Here is a 21168-nt window from a genome sequence, read left to right on the forward strand (position 1 = left end):
ACCTTGTACAGCATCATCGTGGTACCTCCGCCGACCACGGAGGACGAACGGAACGGCGCCCAGATCCGGCTCGCGCCCGGCGAACGCCTCGCCTTCGGACGCTCCGCCCCGGACAACGGGCTGGTGATCCGGCACGACGGGGTGTCCCGCCGGGCCGGCGAGATCGTCGCGCACGGCGCGTTCTGGATACTGAGCAACCTCTCCGCACGTCAGACCTACGTCGTGGAGAACCCGGAGGGCGCGGGCGAGCACATCAAGGTGGGGCCGGGCCGGCTGGACGCGCCCGTCCCCTTCGAGTTCTCCCGGATCGTGCTGCCCGCCGCCGGGGACCTGCTGCCGATCGAGGTGTGGGCGCCCCGGCACGACTACCTGACCGACGCGGACGGGACGGACGGCGAGCCCACCGCGCCCGCCTTCTCCGTGGACCGCGCCAAGCGCTACTTCGCGGTGCTCGCCGCCCTGTGCGAGCCCCGGCTGCGCGGCGACCCGCACGCCCCGCTGCCCACCGTCGACCAGGTGGTCGAGCGGCTGCGCCCCGCCTGGGCCGCCGTCTCCCGCACCTCGGTGCAGTGGAACATCGACTACCTGGCCGTGAAACTGCGGCTCAAGCCCGGCCCGGACACCGCCGAGACGGGCCCGCGCCTCAACGGCAAGAAGGAGTCGCTGGTCTCGCTGGCCCTCCGCTTCGACCTGGTGCGGGAGGACGACCTCGCCGTGCTGGCCGCGCCGCCGGACGGGGCGGCCCGGTGACCGACGCGTACGCCGTCGTGGTGCCGCGCGGCTACCGGGTCGGCGTCTGGGAGGTCCGCCGGCCCATCGCGACGGGCGCCTTCGGCAGCGTGTACGAGGCGCGGCGCGTGGACGGCCGCACGCCGCGCCCGGACGCGGCCCGCGCGGGAGCCGCGCCGGACACCGCGCTCCCGGACACGGCCGCCCTGAAGTTCCTGCCCACCGGCACCGGAACCCCGCGCCACCTCACCCATCTGCGTGAACTCGTCGAACGGGAGGTGACGCTGCACCGGCGGCTGCGCCGCCCCCGGCTGATCCGGATGTACGAGACCCTCACCGTCGACGATCCCTCCCGCCCCGAACTCGACGGCGCCACCGTGCTGGTGCTGGAGAAGGCCGAGGGTTCGCTGGCCGCGCTGCTCGGTGCCGGGCCCCGCCCCGCCGCCGGGCCCGCGCTGCTCGCGCAGATCTGCGAGGGCCTGGCCCAACTGCACCGGGCGGGCTGGGTGCACGGCGACCTGAAGCCGGCCAACGTGCTGCTGATGCGGGACGGTTCGGCCCGCCTCGCCGACTTCAACATGGCCGCCGAACTGGAGGGCACCCACGCCTACTCCCCCGCCTTCTCCACCCCCGACTACACCCCTCCGGAGCTGCTGTGGTCGGAGGTCGACGTGCGGGGCCGCCAGGTCCGCCCGTCCGCCGACGTGTGGGCCTTCGGCGTCCTCGCCCACCTCACCCTCACCGGCTCCTTCCCGCTGCCCGGCGCCACCCCCGCCGCCCGCCGGGACGCGGCGGCGGCGTACGCCCGGCGCACGGAGGAACTGCGCCTGTCCCCCGTGCTCCCGGACGAGTGGCGGGAGATCGTCCGGGCGTGCCTGACCCGCACGCACGCCGACCGGATCGGCACGGACGCCCTGCTGCGGCGGGTGGCCGCCGCCACGGGCATCGCATCCCTCCCCCGCCCCCTGTCACCCGGGCCGTGGCGGCGCGGCGCCGCCGCACCGGGACCGCGCCGGCGCAGGGGAACGTCCACGCGTCGGCACAGGACCCCGTACAGGACCGCGCGCCCGGGCCGCGCACGGCTGGTGCTGGGCGGCACGCTCGCCACGGCCCTCGTCGCCGGGCTCGGCTACGGCATCGGCACCTTCGCGCACGCCCCGCCCGGCACCCGGGCCGCCACGGCGCTGCCGGGGCCCGTCGCCCCGGCGACCTACGGCGCCCCCGAACTCCGCACCGACCGGGGCGTACCGCCCTCCTACCGGCCGCTGATCGTCGACGCGGCGCACGACTGCCCCCATCCGGACGTCACGCCCGCGCTGATCGCGGCCATGCTGAAGGCGGAGAGCGACTTCGACCCCGCCCTGTCCGACCCGGCCCGGGACGAGTACGGCATCGCCCGCTGGACACCTCGGGTGCTGCGCTACTGGATCCGCCCGGACGGCCGGCCCGCCGACGCCGTCCCCCGGCCGCCCTTCTCCGCCGCGGTGTCCATCCCCGCCATGGGCCGCTACCTCTGCTTCATCGCGCCCAACCTGGACCCCGGCCTGCCCGGCGACAGGCGGGTGCTGATCGCCGCCGCCTACCGGACGTCCTTCCGGAAGGTGAACGGCGCGGGCGGAGTCCCCCCGAAGAACCGCGACTACTGCGCCCGCGTCGCGCACTACCTCAAGGAGTACACGCCCCCGGGCCGCAGGTGACCCTGAGACTTCCGAGGTACCGGCGGGGGTCGGCCGTCGGCAGGGTGGTACCACTCCGCTCCGGCGGAACGACCACCTTCGTCACATGGGGGAACCTGTGAACGTGAAGAAGCCCGCCGCGCTGCTCGTCGCGGCCACCGCCCTGCTCGCCGGGACCACGGTCGCGGCATCCGCCGCCGACCCGGCCGGCACCCGGGTGACCAGCCTCCAGCAGAGGGCCGAGCAGGTGCTGGCCGGCCACCCGAAGGCCCTGCACGTGTCCGCCGACGCGGTCCGCTACGAGGGCCTGACCGTCACCGCCGCGCCCCGGGGCAAGGCCGCCCTCAAGGACCTGGCCTGCGGCTACGGCCATCTGTGCATGGTCGTGAAGGGAACGAAGTTCGACTTCTACAAGTGCCAGACGTGGACCGTGAACAACTGGACCGGCGACGGCCCGTTCACCAACAACCAGACGCCGGGCACCGTGGCCAGGTTCTACAACAGGGACGGCAGCGTCCGCTGGACGTCCACGGCCTACCAGGCCGGTACGGCCACCTGGGACCCGATCTGGTCCCTGCGCCCCTGCTGATCCCGGCCCGTCCGACACCGGTGGCCTCCGGCCCCTCCTGGGGGAGGGCCGGAGGCCACCGGCGAACGGTCGGCATTCCCCGCGCGGTGCCTCACACTCGCGCGCGGGGAACGGCGATCAGTGGAAGAAGTGGCGCGTCCCGGTGAAGTACATCGTCACGCCCGCCTTCTTCGCGGCCTCCACGACCAGCTCGTCGCGGATGGAGCCGCCCGGCTGGACGATGGCCCGCACGCCCGCCGCGATGAGGATCTCGGGACCGTCCGGGAAGGGGAAGAACGCGTCGGAGGCGGCGTAGGAACCGCGCGCCCGCTCCTCGCCCGCCCGCTCGACCGCGAGCTTGCAGGAGTCGACGCGGTTGACCTGGCCCATGCCGACGCCGACCGACGCGCCGTCCTTGGCGAGCAGGATCGCGTTGGACTTCACGGCCCGGCACGCCTTCCAGGCGAAGGCCAGTTCGGCCAGCTCGTCGGCGGACAGGGCCTCGCCGGTGGCGAGGGTCCAGTTGGCCGGGTCGTCACCGTCGGCCTGGAGCCGGTCGGTGACCTGGAGAAGCGCGCCGCCGTCGATCGCCTTGACCTCGACCGGGGCGGCCGGAGCCTCGGGGGCCCGCAGCACGCGAATGTTCTTCTTCTTGGTGAGGGCTTCGAGCGCCCCCTCCTCGTAGTCCGGGGCCACGATGACCTCGGTGAAGATGTCGGCGACCTGCTCGGCCATCTCCTTGCTGACCGGCCGGTTCACGGCGATCACGCCACCGTAGGCGGAGACCGGGTCGCAGGCGTGCGCCTTGCGGTGCGCCTCGGCGACGTCCGCGCCGACGGCGATGCCGCACGGGTTGGCGTGCTTGATGATCGCGACACAGGGCTCGTCGTGGTCGTACGCGGCACGGCGCGCGGCGTCCGTGTCCGTGTAGTTGTTGTACGACATCTCCTTGCCGTGCAGCTGCTCGGCCTGCGCGAGACCGGCGGCGCCGGCGTCGACGTAGAGCGCGGCGGGCTGGTGCGGGTTCTCGCCGTAGCGCAGGGTGTGCGCGCGCTCCCAGGTGGCGCCGAGGAAGTCGGGGAAGCGCGACTCGTCGACGGGGGCGTACTCGGAGGCGAACCAGGAGGCGACGGCGACGTCGTAGGCGGCCGTGTGCTGGAAGGCCTCGGCGGCCAGCCGCTTGCGGGTGCTCAGGTCGAAGCCGCCGCCGCGCACCGCGCCGAGGACGTCGGCGTAGCGCTCGGGGCTGGTGACGACCGCGACCGAGGGGTGGTTCTTGGCGGCGGCGCGCACCATGGAGGGGCCGCCGATGTCGATCTGCTCGACGCACTCGTCGGCCGAGGCGCCGGAGGCGACCGTCTCGCGGAACGGGTACAGGTTGACGACGACCAGGTCGAACGGCTCGACGCCCAGCTCGGCCAGCTGCCGCTGGTGGTCCTCGAGGCGCAGATCGGCGAGGATGCCCGCGTGGACCTTGGGGTGCAGGGTCTTGACCCGGCCGTCCAGGCACTCGGGGAAGCCGGTCAGCTCCTCGACCTTGGTGACGGGCACACCGGCCGCGGCGATCTTCGCGGCGGTGGAGCCGGTGGAGACGAGTTCGACGCCGGCCTCGTGCAGCCCGCGCGCGAGCTCCTCCAGACCGGTCTTGTCGTAGACGCTGACGAGCGCGCGCCGGATGGGCCGCTTGTTGCTCTCGGCGGTCACAGGATTACTACCTTTCGTCCCTCGATGCGATAGCCGTGGCGGGCGAGCCGGCTCACGACCTCGACGAGCAGCCTTCGCTCGACTTCCTTGATGCGCTCGTGCAGCGCACTCTCGTCGTCCTCGTCCCGGATCTCGACCACGCCCTGGGCGATGATCGGGCCGGTGTCGACCCCGTCGTCGACGAAGTGGACGGTGCAGCCGGTGACCCTGGCGCCGTACGCGAGCGCGTCACGGACGCCGTGGGCCCCGGGAAAACTGGGCAGCAGCGCGGGGTGGGTGTTGACGAACCGCCCGCCGAAGCGCGCGAGGAACTCCTTCCCCACGACTTTCATGAACCCGGCCGAGACGACGAGGTCGGGCTCGTGGGCGGCGACGGCCTCGGCGAGCGCCGCGTCCCACTCCTCGCGGGTGCCGTAGTCCTTGACCTTCCGCACGAAGGTCGGCAGCCCGGCACGCTCGGCGCGCGCCAGCCCCTCGATGCCCTGGCGGTCGGCGCCCACGGCGACGATCTCGGCGCCGTAGGCCTCGGCTCCGGTCTCGGCGATCGCGTCGAGGAGCGCCTGAAGGTTGGTGCCGGATCCGGAGACCAGCACGACGAGGCGCTTGGCCACGGGCTTGGCGGCCACGGTGGGGCCCTTTCTCGGGGAGGCAGTTTGTACGGTCGTACGAATGCTTCGCGCCCCCGGATACGGGGAAGCCTACGAAACGGCCGACCGCCAGCAACGATACCGGCACACCGGAAGGCCCCCATGGGACGGGGGCGTGGCCGGAAGGTAGCGTCTGGGGAGAGCTGGTACGGGAACGCGCGGGAACGCAGTCGGTGCGCCGTGCGTTCCATGGGTACCGGACCGGACACCGGACTCTCCGGGACACGTGACTACAAGGGGAAGACGCTCACTTGATGCCGGACCGCAGCCTGCGACTCCTCACGCTCCCTCCGCAGACGACGCGGGGAGGGGAGCGCGGCGCCGTGCTGCTGAGGGAGCGTCCCGCCTCGCCGCCGAACGCGCCCTCCGGCGGCGGCGAGGGCGGCCGGGGCAAGGGCACCGCTCCGGACGACAACCCCTTCGCTCCGCCCCCGGAGGGCACCCCCGACCGTCCCTGGCAGCCCCGGCACCCGTCGGGTCACGGGCACGGCCCGGACGGCGGATCCGGCTCCGGCGGCGCCCCCGGAACCGGCGACGGCTCCGGTGACGGCCGCTCGCCCTGGGGCAGCCAGTGGAGCGACCGCCAGCCCGGCCGGTCCTCCGGCGGTTTCGGCGAGCGCCCGCAGCGGCCCGGCGGCGCCCCCGAGAAGCAGCCCGGTGGCGGTTCCGGCATGCGCTGGGACCCCACCGACCCCGCCCAGCGCCGTGCGCGGTTCGCACTGCTGTCCGGCATGTGGGCCTTCTTCTTCGCCCTCTTCAGCTGGCCCTATGTCGCCCTGCTGCTCGGCGCGCTCGCCCTGTACTGGGGCGTCAGCGCCCTGCGCGCCAAGCCGCGCCGCCCCGGCCCCGACGCCCCGGCGCCCGAGGGCCGCCCGCAGACGACGGCGGCGGTCAGCGGCCTGGTCACCGCCTCCCTGGCCCTCGTCCTGGTCGCCACGGGCTTCGCCGCGCAGTTCGTCTACAGCGACTACTACTCCTGCATGAACGACGCCCTCACCAACGAGGCGAAGCACTCCTGCGACCAGCATCTGCCGCAGGAGCTGCGCGGCGTGCTCGGCGTCGACGGCTGAGAACGCCGGGGCTCCTTGTCGCCAGGGCGGCCGGGGGCACTCACTCACTCGGCCGGTTCCGCGGACCGGGTGGGCTGTGAGGGCTGCGCGAAGCCCTTCGGATCGGCGGGGTTCCCCGACGCGGCGGGGTCCTCGGGATTCTGGGGGTCTTCGGGCCTCGCGGAGCGGTTCGGCTCCGGGTGCTTCGCCGGGGCTGCGGGGTTCGTGAGGCTCGTCGAGGAGGTGGTCGGCTGGTCGGGCGCGGGCCGGTGGGGGCGGTGACCGCCGTCGGTGGCGGCGCTGGTGGTGCTGGTGACGGTGCCGGTGTCCGGCCACGGGGTCGCTCCGGCGGGCTCGGACGCCGACGGGTCCAGCGGGAGCACGTCGTACGGTTCGAGGGTCGCGTCGTAGTGGTGGTCGGGCAGGGGCCTGCGGCCGGCGTCCACCGCCTGGGCCGCCTTCGCCTTCTGGGCCGCCTGTGCCGCCCGGTCGGTTCCGCCGCCCGGTCGGGGCCGCCCGATCCGCCAGGGGGTCCCGTCGTCGATCTGCGCCCGGTGTCCCCGGCAGCGCCAGGCCCGTACCGTCACCGCCGTCGGCACGGCCGCGACCGCCGTCCACAGCAGTGCGGCCCCGGCCACCTGCCATCCCGCCGGCCCGAACCGGGCGAGGGCGGCGTCGCCCAGCGGGCCGCCCGCCAGCTGCGCGCCCGCTCCGAGCCCGAGCGCGCACAGCAGACAGGCCAGCCCGGCCCCGCCCACGGTCCGCCGCCACGACCACGCCCGCACCGCGCCCGCGCCTCCGGCGCCGCGCTCGTCCCGGACCGCCGCACCCGCGACGAACCACCCGACCGTCAGCCCGGCCGCCGCGGGCACCGCCGTGGCCGCCCAGTTCAGCGGGGTTCCCGGCCCCGCGTCCGGGACCGCCGCGAGCAGCGGGAACGGTGGCAGCGACGGCAGTGGCGCCGACGAGAACGGGTCGGCGTGCCCCGGACCGAGCACGAAGCCGGGCCCGAGGGCGTAGGCCGCCGCCCACAGCACCGCGTTCGGCAGCAGCGCCAGGCACAGCAGCAGCACGGCGAACCGCCCCGACCAGCCCTCCGTCAGTTTCAGGAAGCCCGCCTGGGCCGCACCGCCGTGCCACACCAGCGACACCCCGAGCACCAGCGCGCCGCCCCCGACGAACACCACCGCCCCGGCTCCCGCCGCCCGCGCGGAGGCGCCGAGGCGGGCCCGTGGACCCGGCCCGAGGAGCAGGCGCCGTACCCCCGGCGACAGCGACAGCCGGGTCAGCGCGCGGTCCAGCGGGGCGCGCGGACAGCCGTACGCCGCCCAGACGCCGCTGCCCGCCGCCGCCACCGCGACCAGCGGCACCCACAGGACGGTCCACGGCCACGAGGGTCGCAGCGGGCCGCCGGCCGCGTACACCGAGGCCGCGCAGGCGACGGAGAGGTAGCCGAGCACCACGCCCGCCCAGGCGGTGCGCTGGGGCAGCAGCGGGCCGCCGTCGCTGCCGTCGGTGGCGTCCCGCGCCGCCCGGTGCACCAGCAGCACGGGCAGCGCGAGCAGCAGCAGCGGGGTCACTCCGATGGGGGTGGGCGCCCCGGTGAGCGTGCCGGTGCGCAGCAGTTCGGCGCCGTGGGCGAGCAGCCACAGCGCGGCGGCGACGTGCAGCGCGCCGCTCGGCCCGCTGTCGGGGTAGGGCGAGCTGATCCACAGCACGATGACGAGCACGGCGGACGAGCCGAGCCCGAGGCCCGCCGCGACCACGCCGCCGAGGAAGCCCGCGCCGAGCCCAGGCGATCGGTCCCGCACGCGGGTGCGCAGGTGGGCCAGCGGCGGACGGCGATGGGTCGTCTGGATCACGTCCGCCATGCTCCCAACGTCACACGCTTTCCCGGCGCAACAGGCGAACCTCCGAAGTGTCGCTCAATATACGTTTATGTGCCTATTCATGCGGAGGGACGCATCATGACGGATCGTCAAGCCAGGTCGTTGCCGCAGCCCGTGGAGGGCAGCACCACCCCAGGCCGTACCGCCTGCGCGGTACCGGTACCGGCCCTGACACGCACTCAGACCGCAGGAGCGACGGACACGGACACCCGGAGGCGGGCGGAGGGGACGTCGGCGGGGGCGGCGGGAGCCGAGGAGGCAGGGGCGGCGGGGGTCGCGACGGCAAGGGAAGCAGTAGCCAGGACGGCGAGGTGGGCGCGCAGGGACGCGGACGCCGGGACGGCGGGAAAGGCGGGCGGCGAGGACGAGCGCACGCTGACGCCCGCTCAAGCCTTCGACGCGCTCTACGCCTTCTGCGCCCCCGCCCTCGTACGGCAGGCCTACCTCCTGACCGGCCGTCACGAACGCGCGCGTGCCGCCGTGGAGGCGGCCTTCCACATGGCCTGGCAGCGCTGGCCCGAGGTGGCCCACGACCGGGACCCGGCGGGCTGGGTGCGGGCGGCCGCGTACGAGTGCGCGCTCTCCCCCTGGCACCGGCTCCGCCGGCGCGACCGCCTGCCCGACCCGCCGCCCGACCCCGCCGACCGTGCCCTGCAGGACGCGCTGCTGCGGCTGCCGCCGTCGTACCGCCGCACCCTGGTGCTCTACGACGGCGTCGGCCTCGATCTGCCGGAGACGGCGGCGGAGACGGAGGCGAGCACCCCGGCGGCGGCGAACCGCCTGATGCACGCCCGGGAGGCCGTCGCCGCCGACCTGCCCGAGCTCGCGGACCCGGCGGAACTCCACCGCCGCCTGGTCAGGCTGGCCTCGGCGGGCCACCTGGCCGCGACGGGGAGCCCGGCGCGGCCGGGGGCGTCCGGCGGCGCGGGCGAGGCGTCGGCGGGGGCCTTCGGCGGCACGGCCGGCGGGCCGTCGGCACGGCCGGCCGCCGGTCCGGCGCCTGGGCCGGGACCCTCCTGGAAGGCGGCGAGCGCGCCGGCGTCCGCGTCGGTGTCCGCCTCGGTCTCCGCTCCGGCGGACGTGCGGACCGCCGGGGAACGCAGCACCCGCTTCTGGACCCGGTCCGCGATCGCCTTCACGGTCACCATCATGGGCGCGACGGCGCTCACCCTCCGCACGGCCCCCACGCACTACCTGGCCCCCGTCTCCCCCGGTCACGCGGTCCAGGGCCTGCCGCCGAAGGGCGTGGCGGCCGGCCCTCTGTCGCAGGACGCGCTCAAGCTGCGCGCCGAGCTCAAGGCCCGGGTCGCGGGAGGACGGGAGAGGACGGTGCCCGAGGCCCGCTGACACCGCCCGACCGGCCCGCGGCCGTCCCTCCCCGGCCGGTCCGCGTCCCCCGGCCGGCCTCCCCGCCCGGACACGCCGGTGGGCCCGCCCCCCCATGCCGGGGAGCGGGCCCACCGATGTCGCGTCGGGCAGGTACTGCCCGGCCGGTTCAGCCGGCGAGGATCTCGCGGGCGAGCTTGGCCGTCTCGGTCGGGGTCTTGCCGACCTTGACGCCCGCGGCCTCCAGGGCCTCCTTCTTGGCCTGGGCCGTGCCGGAGGAGCCGGAGACGATGGCGCCGGCGTGGCCCATCGTCTTGCCCTCGGGCGCGGTGAAGCCCGCGACGTAGCCGACGACCGGCTTGGTCACGTTCTCCTTGATGTAGGCCGCGGCACGCTCCTCGGCGTCGCCGCCGATCTCGCCGATCATGACGATCAGGTCGGTGTCGGGGTCGGCCTGGAACGCGGCGAGGGCGTCGATGTGGGTGGTGCCGATGATCGGGTCGCCACCGATGCCGACGGCCGTCGAGAAGCCGATGTCCCGCAGCTCGTACATCATCTGATACGTCAGCGTGCCGGACTTCGAGACCAGGCCGATGCGGCCCGGCTTCGTGATGTCGCCCGGGATGATGCCGACGTTCGACTGGCCCGGGGTGATGATGCCGGGGCAGTTCGGGCCGATGATGCGGGTCTTGTTGCCCTTCTTGCCGGCGTACGCCCAGAAGGCGGCCGTGTCGTGCACGGCGATGCCCTCGGTGATCACGACGGCCAGCGGGATCTCGGCGTCGATGGCCTCGACGACCGCGTCCTTGGTGAACTTCTCCGGCACGAAGATGACGGAGACGTCGGCGCCGGTCTTCTCGATGGCCTCCTTGACGGTGCCGAAGACGGGTACCTCGGTGCCGTCGAAGTCCACGGTCTGCCCCGCCTTGCGCGGGTTCACGCCGCCCACGACGTTGGTGCCGTCGCCGAGCATGAGCTTGGTGTGCTTCATGCCGGTGGCGCCGGTCATGCCCTGGACGATGACCTTGCTGTCCTTGTTGAGCCAGATAGCCATGGTGTGTTGGTGTCCTCGTCCTGAGTGCTTACTTGGCGGCGTGGGCCAGCTCGGCGGCCTTGTCGGCCGCGCCGTCCATGGTGTCGACGCGCTGGACCAGCGGGTGGTTGGCGTCGGTGAGGATCTTGCGGCCGAGCTCGGCGTTGTTGCCGTCGAGGCGGACGACGAGCGGCTTCTCGACCTTCTCGCCGCGGTCCTCGAGGAGCTTGAGGGCCTGGACGATGCCGTTGGCGACCTCGTCACAGGCGGTGATGCCGCCGAAGACGTTGACGAACACGGACTTGACGTCCGGGTCGCCGAGGATGATCTCCAGGCCGTTGGCCATCACCTGGGCGGAGGCGCCACCGCCGATGTCCAGGAAGTTGGCGGGCTTCACATTGCCGTGCTTCTCACCGGCGTACGCGACGACGTCCAGGGTCGACATGACCAGGCCGGCGCCGTTGCCGATGATGCCGACCTCGCCGTCGAGCTTGACGTAGTTGAGGTTCTTCTCCTTGGCTGCCGCCTCGAGCGGGTTGGCGGCGGCCTTGTCGTGGAGCTCCTCGAAGTCGGGGTGACGGAACTCGGCGTTGTCGTCCAGGGAGACCTTGCCGTCGAGGGCGATGACCTCGCCGGAGGCGACCTTGGCCAGCGGGTTGACCTCGACCAGGAGGGCGTCCTCCTTGATGAAGGTGTCCCACAGCGTGACCAGGACGTCGGCGACCTTGTCCGCGACCTCGGCCGGGAACTTGGCGGCGGCGACGATCTCGCGGGCCTTCTCCAGGGTCACACCGTCGATGGCGTCGATCGGGGTCTTCGCGACGGCCTCGGGACGGGTGGCCGCGACCTCCTCGATCTCCATGCCGCCCTCGACGGAGGCGATGGAGAGGAAGGTGCGGTTCGCACGGTCGAGGAGGAAGGAGACGTAGTACTCCTCGACGATCTCCGGGGCCGTCTCGGCGATCATGACCTTGTGGACCGTGTGGCCCTTGATGTCCATGCCGAGGATGTCCGTCGAACGGGCGACGGCCTCGTCCGGGGTGGCGGCGAGCTTCACACCGCCGGCCTTGCCACGACCACCGACCTTCACCTGGGCCTTGACGACCGACTTGCCGCCCAGCCGCTCGGTGATCTCGCGCGCCGCCTCAGGCGTGTCGATGACTTCACCGGCCAGCACCGGTACACCGTGCTTGGCGAAGAGGTCCCTCGCCTGGTACTCGAACAGGTCCACGCGCTTCCGTCCCTATCAGTGATCTCGCGGTTCGTTGGATGCGTGGGCGTGCCGCGAAGGGCAACGTGACGTCCGCTGTGTCACAAGGGAGGCGCACACGGTGTCCGAGCGCGCGGCATGTCCATCTCGCAGGTTATCTCCGCTCGCGGGGGCGCCCTAAATCCGGGGTCACACCTGAGCGGTGATACCTGTCACATGATGCCGCGCTTCCTGGCACGGCGTGCCGCTCCCGCGGGGCCTCACCGGGCTGGGGTCGACCCGGTGAGACCCCTGGAACGGTCCCGGACCGCTGATTCCCACCCCGATGGGGACCAGCGGCCCTTCCGCGGGGTTCCGGGCGGGCGGCCGGACGAACCGACGGCTTTCGGCCATCCGGGCCCACCGGTCCCGCGGAATCGTACGGATACCCGGGCGGGCCGCGCGATCACACGGTGTCGGGCACCGGCAGCGGGCGCTTCTCGATCGCCGCCGCCATCACCTCCGGGAACAGGTCGGGGGTGCAGGCGAACGCGGGCGCCCCGAGCGCGGCCAGCGCGGCGGCGTGCTCCCGGTCGTAGGCGGGCGCGCCCTCGTCGGAGAGCGCGAGCAGCGTCACGAACCGCACTCCCGACGCCTGCATCGTCGCGACCCGCTTGAGCATCTCGTCGCGTATGCCTCCCTCGTACAGGTCGCTGATCAGCACGACCACCGTCTCCGTCGGCCGGGTGATCCGCGACTGGCAGTACGCCAGCGCCCGGTTGATGTCCGTGCCGCCGCCCAGTCGGGTGCCGAAGAGCACGTCGACCGGGTCGTCGAGCTGGTCGGTGAGGTCGACGACCGCCGTGTCGAACACGACCAGCCGGGTGCTGATCGACCGCATCGACGCCAGCACCGCCCCGAACACGGAGGCGTACACGACGGACGCCGCCATCGACCCGGACTGGTCGACGCAGAGCACGACCTCCTTCTTCACGGACCGGGACGCCCGTCCGTGGCCGATGAGCCGCTCCGGCACGACCGTGCGGTACTCGGGCAGATAGTGCTTGAGGTTGGCCGCGATCGTGCGGTTCCAGTCGATGTCGTGGTGCCGGGGCCTGCTGACGCGGGCGCTGCGGTCGAGGGCGCCGGTCAGGGTGGCCCGGGTGCGGCTCGCGAGGCGCTTCTCCAGGTCCTCGACCACCTTGCGCACCACCGCACGCGCCGTCTCCTTCGTCGTCTCCGGCATCGCCTTGTTCAGCGAGAGCAACGTGCCGACGAGGTGCACGTCCGCCTCCACCGCGGCCAGCATCTCCGGCTCCAGCAGCAATGTGGCCAGCCCCAGCCGGTCGATGGCGTCGCGCTGCATGACCTGGACGACGGAGGAGGGGAAGTACGTGCGTATGTCGCCGAGCCAGCGCGCCACCGAGGGCGCCGAGGCCCCGAGCCCCGCCGAGCGGCTCGTCCCGGCCCGCTTGCCGTCGCCCGTGCCGTAGAGCGCGGTGAGCGCCCCGTCCATGGCCGCGTCCCTGCCCGAGAGCGCGTGACCGGTGCCGTCGGCGCCGTCCCCGCCGAGCACGAGCCGCCAGCGCCTGAGCCGCTCCCGCGCCGCCTCGTCCGTCATGCCGCCGCCTCCGTGTCGTCCAGGCCCAGCAGCAGCCGGACCACCGGGACCACGGCGTCCGCGCGATCCCGGTCGAGGCCGGGGCCGAAGCCGGGAGCACCGGCCGCCACCGCCCCGGCCGCGCCGCCGCCCTGCCCGGGGCCGCGCCGGACCAGCTCGCCGAGTGTCCGGCGCACCCCCGGCTCGTACGCCGAGAAGGTCCGCCGCAGCAGGGGCAGGACGTCCGTGAACGCCTCCGCCGGCACCCCGCTCAGCCAGGTGTCGACGAGCCCGAGCAGCCGCTCGTCGTGCACGAGCAGCATTCCGCCGCCTCCGCCGCCGACGAATCCCTCGATCCAGGCCGCCGCGTCCTGCGGGGGCGTGCCCGGGGACAGCGCTAGCCCCATGAGCCGCGCGGCCCGCTCCTGCTCCATCTCCCCGTCGTCCAGCAGGAGCCGCACCGCGCGTCCCCGGATCACACCGGGCGCCGTGTCCCGTCCCGACAAGGTCCGCAGGACGGCGTACCAGCGCGCGCGCAGGTCGGCGGGGTCTGCCGCGGGGGTGTCGCCCAGCAGGCCCACCGCCGTGTGCACCGCGTCCACGTGGCGCCGCATCTCCTCGGCCGCGTCCGCGTCCAGTGCGGCGCACGCCGGGGGCAGACCGACGAAGATCCGCTCGGCCAGGCCCGCGGCGACCTCGGCCAGCGCCCCGGTGTCGGTGCCTCGGACGTCGCCGTAGCGCAGCGAGCGGACCAGCGCCGGCAGCGCCTGGGCGAGATGGCCGACGTCCGCGTCGAGCGCCGCCCGGTCGGCGAGCGCGCGCATCACCGCGGGCAGGGCCGCGGAGAGGCCCGCGAGCAGGCAGTGCTCGGCGAGCGCGGTGACCTCGGCGAGCGCCCGCGCGCCGGTCGCGTCCGCCTCCGCCCTGGCGTTCGCGGCGGAGTGCACGGTGGTCCCCCACACCCCGGCCTCGGCGACCCGCACCGACAGCTCCGGTTCCCAGCGCAGCCGCCACGTCTCACGGAACGTGCCCGTGCCGCCCCGCGAGGCGGCCGGCTCGCCCCAACCGACGCCGAGCAGCCGCAGCCGGTGCAGCAGCCGGCTCCGCTCGGCGTCGGTCTCCTTGCGCAGGTCGAGTTCCAGCTCCCGTTCCGGCGCCTCCGGTCTCAGTCGCAGCCGTCGCTGGAGCCGGGTGAGGTCGCGCTGCAACGGCACGGCGGGCGCCGTCGCGGGCACCTCGCCCAGGACGTCCCCGACCACCAGACGGTCGTGCACCAGTGCCTGCGGCACGTCCGAGCCCTCGCACATCACCGCGCGCACCGCGTCCGTCGTCTCGCTCAGTCCGGGCAGCGGGCGGCCGCGCATCGCCGCGAGCGTCTCCGCCAGCCGCACCGCCTCGATGACGTGCGCGGAGGACACCATCCGGTCCTCCTCGCGCAGCAGTCCGGCCACCCTGGTCAGCCACCGCTCGACCGGCCGGTCCGGCACCTCGAACAGGTGGGCGTACCAGCCCGGCGAGTCGATGCCCGCGCCGTAGCCGCCGGCCCGTGACAGCCGGCGGTGCGTCCACGGCACCCACGTCATGTCCGTCCTGACCTTGGGCAGGCCCTTGAGCAGGGCCCGGTCGGCGGCGACGGTGGTCCTGCGCCGCAGCGCGGGCACGTGCCACGCCCCGCACACCACGGCGACGCCCTTCCCGAACTCGCGCTGTGCCGCGCGGACCTGGAGACGCATGTGGGCCTCGCGCACGAGGTCCCGTTCGTGGCCCCCGCTCCCGTACTCCTCCCGCAGCGCGCCCATGGCCTCCTCCAGTGCCAGGAACGGGGCGAACGGGTCCCTCTCCCCGCTTCCCCGGTGCTCGACGACGTCCTCCCACCAGCGCTCGGGGTCGTCGTGGCCGGCGGCGTCGGCGAGCACGGCGAGCGGGTCGACGCGTACATCGGAGCCGGCGGGTCGCGCGCGGTCCGGGGGCTCGCCGGCGCCCTCTCGCGGGGAGTCCTCGTCGTCCCTCTGCCAGGCCAGCGTGTGCGCGGCCGGGAGGTCGACGAAGCGGGCCGGGACGCCGTGCTCCAGGGCCCAGCGGACGGCGACCCATTCCGGGGAGAACGCGGCCAGCGGCCAGAACGCGGAGCGCCCCGGGTCGTCCACGGCGTGGGCGAGGAGGGCGACCGGCGGCCGCATCCCCTCGTCCAGGGCGAGCGGGATCAGCGCGTCGGCCTCGGGCGGGCCCTCGATCAGGACCGCCTGGGGCCGGGCCGCCTCCAGCGCGGCCCGCACCGCCCGCGCCGAGCCCGGCCCGTGGTGCCGCACCCCGAGGAGCAGCGGCGTCGCTCCGGGCCCCCGGCCGCGCGTCGTCTCAGCCCCTGTCACGCGGTCCCCCTCGCGCGCCGTCCGCGTCGTCCGCCGCGCCCGCCCGTCCAGCTGGGGTCGTCGTCGGGCCGGGCCCGCACCGCGCCGCTCGGCACCGGCCGTCGCGCCCGCGCCGGGCGCGGCGAGGTCCCGCCGTGAGCACCGTGGCCGGTCACGCGCTCACCTCCCGGCAGGCGCGGTAGAAGTCCTTCCAGCCGTCGCGTTCGCGGACCACCGTCTCCAGGTACTCCTGCCAGACGACGCGGTCGGCGGCCGGGTCGCGGACGACGGCGCCGAGGATGCCCGCGGCGACGTCACCGGCCCGCAGTACGCCGTCGCCGAAGTGGGCGGCCAGCGCCAGGCCGCCCGTGACCACCGAGATCGCCTCGGCGGTGGAGAGCGTGCCGCTGGGCGACTTCAGCTTCGTCCGGCCGTCCGCGGTGACGCCGTCGCGCAGCTCCCGGAAGACGGTCACGACCCGGCGGATCTCGTCGATGCCGTCCGGCACGGCCGGCAGGTCCAGGGAGCGGCCGATCTGGCCGACGCGGCGCGAGACGATGTCGACCTCGGCCTCGGCTGTCTCCGGCAGCGGCAGCACCACCGTGTTGAAACGCCGGCGCAGGGCGCTGGACAGGTCGTTCACCCCGCGGTCGCGGTCGTTGGCGGTGGCGATCAGGTTGAAGCCGCGGACCGCCTGCACCTCCTGGCCCAGTTCCGGTATCGGCAGGGTCTTCTCCGACAGGATCGTGATGAGGGTGTCCTGTACGTCGGCCGGGACGCGGGTCAGCTCCTCGACCCGGGCGGTCATGCCCTGCGCCATGGCCCGCATGACCGGGCTGGGCACGAGGGCGTCGCGGCTCGGGCCGTGCGCGAGCAGCCGTGCGTAGTTCCACCCGTAGCGGATGGCCTCCTCCGGTGTGCCCGCCGTGCCCTGGACCAGCAGCGTCGAGTCGCCGCTGACGGCCGCGGCGAGGTGCTCGGACACCCAGGTCTTCGCCGTGCCGGGCACGCCGAGCAGGAGCAGGGCGCGGTCGGTGGCCAGGGTGGTGACGGCGACCTCGACGATGCGGCGCGGGCCGATGTACTTCGGCGTGATGACGGTGCCGTCCGGCAGTGTGCCGCCGAGGAGGTAGGTGGCCACGGCCCACGGCGACAGCTTCCAGCGGGCCGGGCGCGGGCGGTCGTCCTGCGCTGCCAGCGCGGCGAGCTCGGCGGCGAAGGCGGTCTCGGCATGCGGTCGCAGCGCCTCGGCGCCCGGGGGCCGCTCCACGCGCTCCGCGCTCTCCGTGCGCTCCGGGTCCTCCGTGCCCCCCGGATGGCTCGTGTGCGCGGGCGCGGGATGGTTCCGGCTCGGTTCGACGGGCGTCGGTTCGACGGACTCGACGGACACAGACATGGCTGAGGCCCCCTCCAGCTCGGCCGGTTCGGATCTGTCGACCACCGTGCACCACACCACTGACAATCCGTTCCGACCTGCGCGAACGCGCTCGCCGGGCCGATTGTCAGTGGGGGGACCTACCTTCGACGGCATGACACAGCAGGGGGTGCGTCCGACCGCGGACCAGGTGCTGGCCCTGGCGCCCGACGACGCGTCACGCGAGGCGGGGAGCGGACTCGGCACGGCCGGGCCGTGGTCGGAGGCGGGGAGTTCGGTCGAGGGGGCGGTGTGGGGGCTGTGCAAGGGCGGCGGCAGCCTGCCGTACCGGACGGTCGTCGACCTCGCGGACGGAGCCGGGCCGGCGTACGAGTGCAGTTGTCCTAGCCGCAAGTTCCCGTGCAAGCACGCGCTCGGGCTGCTGTTGCTGTGGGCGGGCGACGAGGGCGCGGTGCCGGCGGGGCGGGCGCCGGACTGGGCCGAGCGGTGGCTGGCGGGCCGGCGCGGGCGGGCGGGCGACCGGCCGGCCGGGGCGGCGGAGAGCGCCGGCGCCGCGGACCCGCGGGCGGCGCGGCGGCGGGCGGAGCGCCGGGCCGAGCGGGTCACGGCGGGGGCGACGGAGCTGGAGCAGCGCCTGGCCGACCTGCTGCGCGGCGGCCTGGCCGCGGCCGAGCAGGCGGGGTACGGGCTGTGGGAGGAGACGGCGGCCCGCATGGTCGACGCGCAGGCCCCGGGTCTGGCGGCCCGGGTGCGGGAGCTGGGGGCGATCGCGTCGTCCGGTCCGGGCTGGCCGGTGCGCCTGCTGGAGGAGTGCGCGCTGCTGCACCTGCTGGACCAGGGCTGGCTGCGCCGCGAGCGGCTGCCGGAGGGGCTGGCGGCGACGGTCCGCTCCCGCGTCGGCCTGCCCACCGCCGTGGACGGCCCGCCGCTGCGTGACCGCTGGCTCGTCCTCGCCCAGTACGACACGGCGGACGCGAAGCTGACCACGCGCCGCATCTGGCTGTACGGCGCCGACTGCGGCCGCACGGTCCTGCTGCTCTCCCACGGTGCCGCCGGCCGAGCCCCTGAGCCGACGCTGCCGGTCGGGCTGACGCTGGACGCGGAGGTGACCGCGTATCCGGGCGACGGCCGGCCGCGCGTGGCCCTCGGCGAGCGGTTCGCGCCTCCCGCGCCGGGCGGGGCCCGTCCGTCCGGCGTGCCGCCCGCGCGGGCGGCGGCGCGCTACGGCGACGCGCTGCGCGAGGACCCGTGGCTGGAGGCCGTTCCGGTGACGCTGCGGGAGGTGATACCGGTGCCCGACGGCGACTCCTGGCAGCTGGCCGACGCCGGCTCGGACGACGCGCTGCCGATCACCGCGGCGGCCCGTGCCCGCCCGGGGCTGTGGCGGCTGGTGGCGCTGTCGGGCGGCGCTCCCCTCACGGTGTTCGGCGAGTGCGGCCACCGCGGCTTCACCCCCTTGACGGCCTGGCGGCCGGAGGAGGACGAGATGGTCACTCTCCGCTGACACATCACATACCCAGGGCGATATTCTCGCTGGTCGCGGGGTGCGTGTGTCCGGCATTGGAGTGACGTCACGGGGGTGGGCGGGGCGGCCCCGGCGTCCGGCGGGAAAGCCTCACCCGAAAGGCGCACACCGGCGAGGACCACGCCACATCCGTCCACCCCTACTCACCGGTTTCACGCATTTGTTCCGCCCCATGGGAAACCCGGCGCGGGTGACCCTCCGACCACCCTCAGGCACCCGGCAACCGAAGGGAAGCTCATGATCGAGACCTCCGCCCCGGTGGAGGCGCCCGCACCGGGCGCCTGGGAGGAGCTGGTCACCGCCGCCCTGCTCGGCACGGACCGTCGTACGCCCCCGGGCGGCGCCGCGGGCCGGCAGGCGCCGACGGCGCTGCTGGACGAGGCGGCCGTGGAGACGGTGCGGCGGCGGGCCGGACTGTGTCCGGCGCCGGCCGCCCCGCGTCCGAGGCCCGCGCCCGAGGACCCGCGTCCGCCGCTGCCCGCGGCGGCGGCCCGCCGGCTCACCATGCTGCTGGCGGACCGGCCCGGAGCGGCGGGCGGCGGGCGCAGGGGCACGGCGCCCGACCTGATGGAGCTGCTGCCCCAGTGGCTGGCGGCGGCCGGCGCGCGCGGCTACGCGGCGCCCCCTCAGGCACTGCCCGCGCTGCTGGACGCCGCCCGCGGGCGCACGGATCTGCGGTCGGCCGTGCTGGCCTTCGCGGGCCCCCGCGCGCTGTGGCTGGCGCGGCTGAACCCGGACTGGCGGTTCGCCCTGCGGGCGGCTCCCGGCGGCGGTTCCGCACTGCCCGGCCCCGAGGAGGCGGACCGGGTCCGGCGGCTGTGGGAGGAGGGTCTGTTCGCCGAGCGGGTGGCCCTCCTGGCGGCGATCCGCGAGCGCGAGCCGGCGGCGGCCCGCGAGCTGCTCGCCTCCACCTGGGCGACCGAGCGCGCCGAGGACCGCCTGATGTTCCTCGACTCGCTGCGCGGCGGCCTCGGGCCGGACGACGAGCCGTTCCTGGAACAGGCCCTCGCCGACCGCAGCCGCAATGTGCGGGCGACGGCCGCGGAGTTGCTGTCGGCACTGCCCGGTTCGGCGCTGGCCGCGCGGATGGCCGGGCGGGCCGCCGCGTGCGTCGCCGTCGACCACACCCTCGGCACGCCGACCATCGCCGTCGAGGCCCCGCACGAGTGCGACGCGAGCATGGAGCGTGACGGTGTCGTCCCCAAGGCGCCGACGGGACGGGGTGAGCGGTCGTGGTGGCTGGGCCAACTGCTGGAGGCGGCCCCGCTGGGCACGTGGCCGGCGCGGCTGGGCGGGCGCACACCGCGCCAGATCGTGGCGCTGCCGGTCGCGGACGGCTGGCAGGGCGAGCTGCACGCCGCCTGGTGCCGGGCGGCGGTGCGGCAGCGGGACGCGCGGTGGGCGCGGGCGCTCCTCGGGGCGCCCGCGGCGCCCGAGGCCGGCGGTCCGGGAGCGGTGTCGCTGGCCGAGCGCGCCCGGCTGCTCGGCACCCTGGGTGCGGCCGAACGGGCCGACTGGGTCGCCGACTTCATCGCGGCGCACGGTCTGTCCGAGGCGTTTCAGCTGCTCGGGGTGTGCGCGGTGCCGTGGGCCGCACCGCTCGGACGAGCGGTGGTCGACGCGCTCAACATCGCGCGGGACGCAGGGAGTTACCCATGGAGTTTCAGTGGAGTGATGGGACTGGCCGAGCGGTGTCTGGACCCCGCTCAGGCGAGCCGGCTCGACGGACTGCTGGCGGTGCCGGACGAGGCGCACGACGCCTCGCCCGGGGCCGGCGGGTACTGGGCGGAGGCGTTCCAACGGCTGGTGACGACCTTGCGGTTGCGCGCCGCCATGGCCGAGGAACTGGAGCCGGCCCCGGCGGGCCGGCCCGCGCCCTGAGCCTCGGCGGCCGGCCCCGGGGGCCGCGCCCTGGGCCCCGCCCTGAGCCCCCTGTGCGGCCGCCGGAGGAGCTACGCCCCCGCGGGCTCGCGGACGTTGGCGCGGACCCAGTCCACGATCGACTGGGTGGTCGCGCCCGGGGTGAAGATCTCCGCGACGCCCTTCTCCTTGAGCGGCGCGATGTCCGCCTCGGGGATGATGCCGCCGCCGAAGACGACGATGTCCTCGGCGTCCCGCTCCCTGAGCAGGTCGATCACGGCGGCGAACAGCGTGTTGTGCGCGCCGGAGAGGATGGAGAGGCCGATCGCGTCGGCGTCCTCCTGGATGGCCGTGTCGACGATCTGCTCCGGGGTCTGGTGGAGCCCCGTGTAGATGACCTCCATGCCGGCGTCGCGCAGCGCCCGCGCGATCACCTTCGCCCCGCGATCGTGGCCGTCGAGCCCCGGCTTGGCCACCACCACGCGGATCGGACCGGCTGCCACACCCATCACTGCCTCCATGAAGCGACTACACCCGCCCCGTGCGGGACGGACGCCCCGCACCACATCGTCCGGGGAAGTGAACGAACGTTATCGCCAGCATCCCGCAACCGGCAGTTTCAGGGTGCGCAGCGAGGGGCAAATCACACG

At 74.9% G+C, this 21168-nt stretch carries 16 protein-coding genes; 7 read left to right on the forward strand and 9 right to left on the reverse strand.

Going from position 1 to position 21168, the window contains the following annotated elements; all coding sequences use genetic code 11:
* The first annotated feature begins 3 nt into the window (after positions 1-3).
* From ACH5A8_RS18985 to ACH5A8_RS18995, 3 genes are all read left to right on the forward strand, one after another.
* A complete protein-coding gene (locus tag ACH5A8_RS18985; protein WP_399003348.1) occupies positions 4-750 on the forward strand; it encodes an FHA domain-containing protein in 747 nt (248 codons plus the stop codon).
* Positions 747-2426: a serine/threonine protein kinase gene (locus ACH5A8_RS18990; protein ID WP_399003350.1), complete on the forward strand. Its 1680-nt coding sequence runs from the start codon at positions 747-749 to the stop codon at positions 2424-2426. Before ACH5A8_RS18985 ends, ACH5A8_RS18990 begins: the two co-directional genes overlap by 4 nt.
* Before the next feature lie 97 nt (positions 2427-2523).
* A complete protein-coding gene (locus ACH5A8_RS18995) occupies positions 2524-2994 on the forward strand; it encodes a hypothetical protein (protein WP_399003943.1) in 471 nt (156 codons plus the stop codon).
* A gap of 117 nt (positions 2995-3111) precedes the next feature.
* On the opposite strand, the gene purH is transcribed toward ACH5A8_RS18995, so the two are convergent.
* The gene (purH, locus tag ACH5A8_RS19000) at positions 3112-4677 is read right to left on the reverse strand and encodes a bifunctional phosphoribosylaminoimidazolecarboxamide formyltransferase/IMP cyclohydrolase (protein ID WP_399003352.1); all 1566 of its coding nucleotides are present in this window, start codon (positions 4675-4677) and stop codon (positions 3112-3114) included.
* Positions 4674-5303 carry a phosphoribosylglycinamide formyltransferase gene (gene purN / locus ACH5A8_RS19005; protein WP_399003354.1) on the reverse strand — a complete coding sequence of 210 codons (630 nt, stop codon included), beginning with the start codon at positions 5301-5303 and terminating at the stop codon, positions 4674-4676. Before purN ends, purH begins: the two co-directional genes overlap by 4 nt.
* Before the next feature lie 275 nt (positions 5304-5578).
* On the opposite strand from purN, the gene ACH5A8_RS19010 reads away from it, so the two are divergent.
* Positions 5579-6394 carry a hypothetical protein gene (locus ACH5A8_RS19010; RefSeq protein WP_399003356.1) on the forward strand — a complete coding sequence of 272 codons (816 nt, stop codon included), beginning with the start codon at positions 5579-5581 and terminating at the stop codon, positions 6392-6394.
* A 44-nt stretch (positions 6395-6438) separates the two neighbouring features.
* Here the strand turns inward: ACH5A8_RS19010 and ACH5A8_RS19015 are convergent, their stop codons facing one another.
* Positions 6439-8244: a DUF6350 family protein gene (locus ACH5A8_RS19015; RefSeq protein WP_399003358.1), complete on the reverse strand. Its 1806-nt coding sequence runs from the start codon at positions 8242-8244 to the stop codon at positions 6439-6441.
* A gap of 96 nt (positions 8245-8340) precedes the next feature.
* Here ACH5A8_RS19015 and ACH5A8_RS19020 point away from each other — a divergent pair, with 96 nt between their 5' ends.
* Positions 8341-9609 carry a sigma factor-like helix-turn-helix DNA-binding protein gene (locus ACH5A8_RS19020; RefSeq protein ID WP_399003360.1) on the forward strand — a complete coding sequence of 423 codons (1269 nt, stop codon included), beginning with the start codon at positions 8341-8343 and terminating at the stop codon, positions 9607-9609.
* A gap of 148 nt (positions 9610-9757) precedes the next feature.
* Here ACH5A8_RS19020 and sucD read toward each other — a convergent pair whose 3' ends face one another.
* The 5 genes from sucD to ACH5A8_RS19045 all read right to left on the reverse strand — a co-directional run bounded on the left by sucD (position 9758) and on the right by ACH5A8_RS19045 (position 17154).
* Complete coding sequence (sucD, locus tag ACH5A8_RS19025) at positions 9758-10642, reverse strand: succinate--CoA ligase subunit alpha (RefSeq protein ID WP_399003362.1); 885 nt, start codon at positions 10640-10642, stop codon at positions 9758-9760.
* 28 nt (positions 10643-10670) lie between these two features.
* Entirely contained in the window at positions 10671-11852 is a 1182-nt protein-coding gene (gene sucC, locus ACH5A8_RS19030; RefSeq protein WP_399003364.1) for an ADP-forming succinate--CoA ligase subunit beta, read from the reverse strand.
* Between the two features lie 424 nt (positions 11853-12276).
* Positions 12277-13431 carry a VWA domain-containing protein gene (locus ACH5A8_RS19035; protein ID WP_399003366.1) on the reverse strand — a complete coding sequence of 385 codons (1155 nt, stop codon included), beginning with the start codon at positions 13429-13431 and terminating at the stop codon, positions 12277-12279.
* Positions 13428-15779, reverse strand: coding sequence for a DUF5682 family protein (locus tag ACH5A8_RS19040; protein ID WP_399003368.1), 2352 nt, complete (start codon positions 15777-15779; stop codon positions 13428-13430). The genes ACH5A8_RS19035 and ACH5A8_RS19040 overlap by 4 nt, the downstream gene beginning before the upstream one ends.
* Positions 15780-15930: 151 nt before the next feature.
* The gene (locus tag ACH5A8_RS19045; RefSeq protein WP_399003370.1) at positions 15931-17154 is read right to left on the reverse strand and encodes an AAA family ATPase; all 1224 of its coding nucleotides are present in this window, start codon (positions 17152-17154) and stop codon (positions 15931-15933) included.
* Positions 17155-17287: 133 nt separating this feature from the next.
* On the opposite strand from ACH5A8_RS19045, the gene ACH5A8_RS19050 reads away from it, so the two are divergent.
* Both ACH5A8_RS19050 and ACH5A8_RS19055 read left to right on the forward strand, forming a co-directional pair.
* On the forward strand, positions 17288-18637 hold the full coding sequence (locus tag ACH5A8_RS19050; RefSeq protein ID WP_399003372.1) for an SWIM zinc finger family protein: 1350 nt from the start codon (positions 17288-17290) through the stop codon (positions 18635-18637).
* 258 nt (positions 18638-18895) lie between these two features.
* Positions 18896-20539, forward strand: a complete 1644-nt coding sequence (locus tag ACH5A8_RS19055) for a DUF5691 domain-containing protein (RefSeq protein ID WP_399003374.1) — start codon at positions 18896-18898, stop codon at positions 20537-20539.
* Between the two features lie 71 nt (positions 20540-20610).
* Here ACH5A8_RS19055 and ACH5A8_RS19060 read toward each other — a convergent pair whose 3' ends face one another.
* Complete coding sequence (locus ACH5A8_RS19060) at positions 20611-21027, reverse strand: cobalamin B12-binding domain-containing protein (RefSeq protein ID WP_399003376.1); 417 nt, start codon at positions 21025-21027, stop codon at positions 20611-20613.
* Between the last annotated feature and the right edge of the window lie 141 nt (positions 21028-21168).

It is taken from the genome of Streptomyces sp. NPDC018610 (assembly GCF_044391765.1).
Taxonomy (GTDB): domain Bacteria; phylum Actinomycetota; class Actinomycetes; order Streptomycetales; family Streptomycetaceae; genus Streptomyces.